Raw genomic sequence first — 6,269 nt, 5'->3', positions numbered from 1 at the left:
AATGCCGCCACGTGAATGGTCCATGGCAAAGGCCCAGTTCGCCGTAATCTTCGGTGAGCGCTTCATCAGGGCCATGGCGGCATAATGTTCAACCGCCCGCCCGTACACGGAAATCCTGACAGTCCCCTTTTGAACAAGACGGGCTCCTAAGAAACCGAAGTGCCGTCAAGCCTGCATCAGCTTACCGAATAGGTGCGACAAAACCTCATTTTTCGCCGTGCCAATTTTCCCTTAGAGGGCTTTCATTTTAGGAACGTATTCAGACTTCGCACTTGTCAGACTCGACGCGGTGTCAGCGATGGATACCGCATCGATTTCGTAGTGCTGATAAAGATCGCTTAATGGGCCGGCTGGCCGAAATGCTCGACCCAACGGCTGACTGTCTTGTGACCCATCACCCCACCCAGCCATGAGAGCGTTGCTGGGTAGCCGTCAATGACGGTGACAATCTTGCAGTGGCGCGGCAATTGCCTAGCAAGGCGCTCAGCATAACTCAGTGCGTGCAGATTGCCCCGGGCACGTTCGCGCTGGGCGGCGTGCCAACCGGCATTAAGGCGATCGGCCGACGGGATGGATAGGACGCCGATGTCGCGCCGCCTGTCGGATAGCATGCCCGCCGCTGCAATGGCCTCGGTTCCGACCGTCCCCTGATAGGCGATGATGAGATCGGCATTGGACCCGGGTTCCTTCAGCCAGGTCGCGCCATCGATCACCTCTTGGGCGAAATGTGGGTTTGGTTTGCGGCCCGGCTGCTCAATCTGACGGGTGCTGAGGCCAAGGTAAACCGAGCTGCCGGTCTCGTCGCGCAGCCATGTGCGTTCGTCGGGATCGCTATCCCGTCACGCTGCAGGTAGTCGAAGGCCACCCCATGACGATTGCAAGTTCGTCGGCGAAGGCCGGCTCAAAGCTCGTCAGCCCGTCCTGGCTCATGCCGATCAGCGGCTGAGCGATTGACTGATGCGCGCCGCCCTCGCTCGAAAGCGAAACGCCAGACGGCGTGCCGACGACGATGAAGCGGGCATCCTGGTAACACGCATAGTTCAGGCATCGAGGCCACGCGACACAAAGGGGATCGTAGAGCGTACCGATCGGCAGCAACCGCTCGCCGAACAGGGAATGGGAAAGCCCAGCCGCGCCCAACAACAAGAACAGATTCATCTCGGCGATGCCGAGCTCGATGTGCTGGCCCTCAGGCGAGAAATCCCACTTTTGGGCGCTCGGGATGCGCTGGTCGCGGAAGACGTCAGCGAGTTCCCGACGCGCGAACAACCGGCGGCGATTAACCCACGGTAAGAGATTGGTCGAAACCGTCACGTCCGGCGAGGTCGTGACACTGCGGGCGGCGAGTTCGCTGTCGGATTTGCCGATCGCATCGAGCATGCGGCCGAAGGCGGCCTGGGTCGAGATCTCCTCGCGCACCGCGGCCGGGCTGACGGCAACGGTCTGCGGAATGTCGACGCGCTCCGCGCGGTAGCGTCGGTGACCCTTAGCAAAGGACGGCACGGAGTCGAGGAAGGCCTGTATCTCTATCGCTGAGCCGTCCAGCCCCTCGAACCGCTCCCATTCGCGGGCCGGCCGGACCTTCATTTGTTCCTGGAAGGCCTGCATCTGTGCAGAGGCCATCAGCCCAGAATGATTGTCTTTGTGGCCGGCGAGCGGCGTGCCATAACCTTTACGGTGTAGGCTATGAAGACGGTCGTGGTCGATTCCGTTGAAGGTTTCGATCAGCGTCTCGAGACAGTGTCCGCCGAGATTGTTCATTAGCTCCGACAGTTCGTCATCGGAGCGCCGATCGATCAGCACGCTTACATTGCCCTGGTCGCCAAGATCGTCGAGCAGGCGCTTGCGCCAGGCGGCGCCGCGCTGGAATAACAGCGCCGAATAGAGCTGGTTCGAGCAGGCGTCGATCCATTCCCTGACCACCTCGCCGCCGGGCTCTTCGAAGGCAGCACGCTGCAATGCGCCGTAATTTGAGCGTGCCGACATCCCAGCCGAATGCCCTGAACACCGTCTCTATTCGATCGCAGAGACCCTCGCGCACGACACCGTCGAGACTCTGGCGGTTGTAGTCAATAATTCACCAGCAATTGCGCAGTCGCGCTTCCAGCCTTCCTGCAGCGCCTCGTAGACATTGCCCTCGTCGAGTTCAGCGTCGCCGACCAGCGCAATCATTCGGCCGGGTTTATCACCGGTAGCGCTCCAGCCTTTGGCGGCGATGTAGTCTTGGATCATGATGCGAACGGCGTGATCCCGACACCGAGTCCGACGGAGCCCATCGAGAAATCGACATCGTCCACATCCTTCGTGCGGCTAGGGTATGACTGAGCACCGTTATAGCCGCGGAAGTTCTGCAGCTTCTCAAGTGTCTGATTGCCCATCAGATATTGGATCGCATGAAAGACCGGTGATGCATGAGGCTTGACAGCGACGCGATCCTGCGGCCGCAACACATCAAAATATAGCGCAGTCATTAGCGACACCATCGAGGCCGAAGATGCCTGGTGGCCGCCAACTTTCTCGCGCCGGTTCGCCTGGTCGGTCATCCAGCAGGCGAGCCAGAGAGTCTTCCTTTCTAGTCGCAGGAGCGTTTTGAGGTCACGGGTTGCCTTGGCCATTCACCGGTTCTCTCTTGCTGTGTTTCTTGGCAATTTACCGCGCTTCTGGCGCTGTTTCCTCTCCGCTTGACAAGTTAGCGCCAGAAACTGCCACACATGGATCGGAATACAGATGACATCTGCCAAGTTGGATGGACCGCAAGATGCTGCGTGAATTGCAGGCCAATGCACGACTGACGAACCAGGAGCTAAGCGAAAAGGTAGGCCTCAGCCCGTCCCCATGCCTAAGACGCCTGCGCCGATTGGAATCCGAGGGGATCATCACGGGCTACTCAGCGACACTCGACGAGGAAAACTGGGTCTGCCAGTCGCGATTTTCATGTCTGTGAAATTGGAGCGCCAAATCAATTCCGCACTCGTCGCCTTCGAAACCGAGATCATGAAGCATCCTGAAGTTATCGACTGTTGGCTAATGACGGGCGACAACAACTATCTCCTTCGAGTTTTGACTCCCGGGTTGAAAGAGTATGAGATATTTCTGACAGGGACGCTGACTAAGGTTCCCGGTATCGCCTCCATCCAGTCTTCGGTTTCGCTCAGGCGTGTAAAATCTTCGGCATCGGGCATCGTGCAGCGCATCCCTGACCCCAGCGCCCGCGCGAGCCTATCGGCCTACCAATGTCGTGGCGCAAGCCCACTGCGCCAAGCCGCACCGCCCTGAAATAGCACGGCAGACTATAGCTAGTTAGGACAGGCGTGGATCTACGCCCCCTCGACCGTTCACCGCCAAGGCTCACACTGCGATCACAACTAAGCTAAGGTCATCAACTTGAGAATAGCCGGGACATGCAGTAGCTGTCCAACCCGCCCACCGCTCCGGCCTAGGGCGCGGAATTTCAATGACCGGTTCTACACATGTCTATGGAATCTTCGCTCGAACTGCCCACTGACCGCTGCTTTTAAAGATGTAGATTACGCTGGGCAGTGGCTTTGGTTCGCGCGCGCATATCGAATGGTGGTTATTTCAAATGACTTTGTCCCATGGGGGCGGACGCCATGCTCGATTTGCCCGGGGTGGCCGCTTAAGAATTCGCGTGCTGGCCGCGCGGCAGAAAATTCAGGCGGTCACCATGGGAGTGCTTCGGAAAGAAACCGACGACATAGCCATCGCGGTGCTGCAGATCAGCAGCCTGCGCCCTTCGGATGTCATCGCCCTTGATGCACCTCTGCCGCGATGATCATCGGTCCCGATGAGTTGCGCCGGCGCATCCGGAATGTTCATCGGAACGCGTTTGTAGCCGACCCATTCACCGGCATTGTGGCTTCCGTTCGCGCATTTGGCTCGCAACGCGTCGCATATGTCTCCCCTTACCTCGCGGTATTTGCAGCATCCATTTCAGCAGCCGGCGCAGTTTGGTGAACACGTTCCGCTTTCCAAGTGTATTACCTTTCCAAAAAGTCGTCTATCGTCGCTCTCCGATCGGGAGATGCGCAAGATCCGCGGCAACCGGGCGTGGTGCGGCTCGCCCCTCGACCAACTCAACAGTGAGCGTTAGAATGAAGCATATTGGGATTGTCGCGCATAGCGCTGAAGGATCTTCTCTCTGCTATCTAGAGATTTGCCACGGAGGCTCGTCAGAACTGGGGGATCATATGCATCCCGAGGTTACAATGAGCGTAATTCCCATGGGGGCTAGCTTGGCGGATTGGGAGCTTGAAAGTCTACAGCCGATCCGCGCGAGACTGTTGTTGTCGGCAGAGCGCCTCAAGGCGGCAGGATGTGATTTTTTCGTATGTCCGGACAACACCGCTCACCTAGCCCTTGAGTCAGCCGGCCCAGAATTGCCTCTACCTGGACTTCATATCGCCGATGTGGTCGTCTCGGAGGCGGTGCGGAAAGGTTACTCGAAGCTCGGTATCTTAGGCACAAAATGGACAATGTCTAAGTCGATGTACTACGAGGCTGCTCGGCGAAGAAATATCGCAGCTATTGCACCGAATCATGAAGATAGTCATTACATTAATCATACAATCTTCTCCGAACTATGCAATGGCATTGTGAAAGAACCGACGATGAAGAAATATGTTGATATTATTGGCAGATTACAAAAGGAAGGTTGCAATGCTGTTGTGCTCGGCTGCACGGAGATTCCGTTGCTTATTTCAGCCGAGCAATCGCCTTTGCCAATTTTGGACTCGACCCGCCTGCTGGCTCAATACGCGTTAAAGGTGGCATTAGGTCAGAAGCATATTCCAAATTGGCGAGGGGGGCAGGTCGAAATCGTTGTTGATCAATGAAACATTATTTGAGGGCCTTCGGTGTGTATGGGAATTAGCTATGAACGACTATGCACATTTAACATCAAATCCCGATGGGGTTTGCCGAAAGACAACCGAATTTCTACAGCGCGCCGATAAGAATATTGGGATTTGAAGATCTTGGCCAGGATCCTTTCAACCGATTCTTTCCCAGGAAAGCGTGAGCAACGCCATCACGTGGTGACCGCTGGTTTCAGGCCACGGGTAGCAGATCATCGATCCAGCTTTGTTGGTGGCCGGCGACGATGCAGGTGATGACGTCGGCGAGGTATACGATTAAGGGATTCAGCCTGTCACTCGTCGGCCACAAAGACAATCATGCCGGCCTGATGACGCTATCGATCGCCTGCCAAGTCGGAGGTATCGCATGCGGCGGCGTATCTGCAATGGTACGCCGAAGAGGCCAATCGCATCTATGGCGAGACGATCTCCGCTCCCTCGACCGATCGGCGGCTGCTGGTGATCAAGCAGCCGATCGGCGTTGTTGGCACGATTACGCCATGGAATTTTCCCGCATCGATGGTAGCCCGCAAAATCCGGCCGAGCGTGCCAGCGGGTTGTGTTGCAACGTTTTGAATACCGGCACTGTTGCAAGGGTTAAGGATAAAACATAAGGGGCTGTCCTAGGAGATTGAGAGTTTGATCCAGGTCTTGAGGGTCTGCAAGAGCTGGCGTGGGATTCCGTTGTATCGACGCAGATGCCGCTTGGCCTGGCTCCAGAAATTCTCGATGCCGTTGATGTGGCTTCCCGACGCGATGACGAACGTCTTCTGGTGATTGATCCGATGATGTCGGAAGCCGGCGATGTCGAGGACGTCGTAGGCATGAAAAGAGTCTGAAAAGACGATGGAATCGGGCTCGACTTTGGCCTGGATGATAGGAATGAGTGTAGTTCGCCGAGAGTCCAGGATCATCTTCGTATAGACCCGGCCGCTGCGCTTCAGGAGGCCGAAGACAGCCACCTTGCCCGCTGCGCCGCGCCCGCGCATGCCCTTTCGACGACCACCGAAATAGCTCTCATCGACCTCGATCTCACCCTAAATCGGCGATTCATCTTCGATCTGGAAGGCGATTATCTCCCTGAGCCGATGGTAGAATAGGGCTGCGGTATTCTTGTTGACGCCGACCAGATCAGCAGCGGTTCGCGCTGGCGTACCCGCAACGAAATGTTCGCACAGCCGAGCGGTCTGATTTGTCGAGAGTGGACTGGGCATCAACGTCCCCTTGTTTAAGGAAACGACGATGGCGATGGAATGGACGATCTCGATCGTACGCATACGACGAAGGCCGCATGATTGGCACGCGCGCGTGGGCGCGGCGGGCTCTATGATGGCGATGCGTGAAGGTCAGGCGGCCTGCTGATCGGCGGCCTTGTCGGCTTCGCGCAGGCGCTTC

Annotated in this window: 4 protein-coding genes and 3 pseudogenes; 5 read left to right on the top strand and 2 right to left on the bottom strand. The window is 57.0% G+C overall.

Features of this window, described 5'->3' with window-relative positions:
• Positions 1-231: 231 nt before the first annotated feature.
• A pseudogene (locus JQK88_RS35045) lies at positions 232-2,615 on the bottom strand (thiamine pyrophosphate-binding protein).
• Between the two features lie 131 nt (positions 2,616-2,746).
• Between JQK88_RS35045 and JQK88_RS37325 the strand changes: the two are divergent.
• From JQK88_RS37325 to JQK88_RS35025, 5 genes and pseudogenes are all read left to right on the top strand, one after another.
• Positions 2,747-2,944, top strand: coding sequence for an Lrp/AsnC family transcriptional regulator (locus tag JQK88_RS37325; protein ID WP_312037398.1), 198 nt, complete (start codon positions 2,747-2,749; stop codon positions 2,942-2,944).
• On the top strand, positions 2,935-3,276 hold the full coding sequence (locus JQK88_RS37320) for an Lrp/AsnC ligand binding domain-containing protein (protein WP_312037397.1): 342 nt from the start codon (positions 2,935-2,937) through the stop codon (positions 3,274-3,276). Before JQK88_RS37325 ends, JQK88_RS37320 begins: the two co-directional genes overlap by 10 nt.
• Before the next feature lie 373 nt (positions 3,277-3,649).
• The gene (locus tag JQK88_RS35035; protein WP_203281127.1) at positions 3,650-3,793 is read left to right on the top strand and encodes a hypothetical protein; all 144 of its coding nucleotides are present in this window, start codon (positions 3,650-3,652) and stop codon (positions 3,791-3,793) included.
• Between the two features lie 433 nt (positions 3,794-4,226).
• Positions 4,227-4,853, top strand: a complete 627-nt coding sequence (locus JQK88_RS35030; RefSeq protein ID WP_246750186.1) for an aspartate/glutamate racemase family protein — start codon at positions 4,227-4,229, stop codon at positions 4,851-4,853.
• A 369-nt stretch (positions 4,854-5,222) separates the two neighbouring features.
• Positions 5,223-5,435, top strand: a pseudogene (locus JQK88_RS35025) (aldehyde dehydrogenase family protein); the annotation flags it as partial.
• A 62-nt stretch (positions 5,436-5,497) separates the two neighbouring features.
• Here JQK88_RS35025 and JQK88_RS35020 read toward each other — a convergent pair.
• Positions 5,498-6,088, bottom strand: a pseudogene (locus JQK88_RS35020) (IS1595 family transposase).
• Positions 6,089-6,269: the final 181 nt, after the last annotated feature.

The sequence above is a fragment of the Mesorhizobium caraganae genome (assembly GCF_016836705.1).
GTDB lineage: Bacteria > Pseudomonadota > Alphaproteobacteria > Rhizobiales > Rhizobiaceae > Mesorhizobium > Mesorhizobium caraganae.
This window is presented reverse-complemented; position numbering and strand designations above follow the sequence as displayed.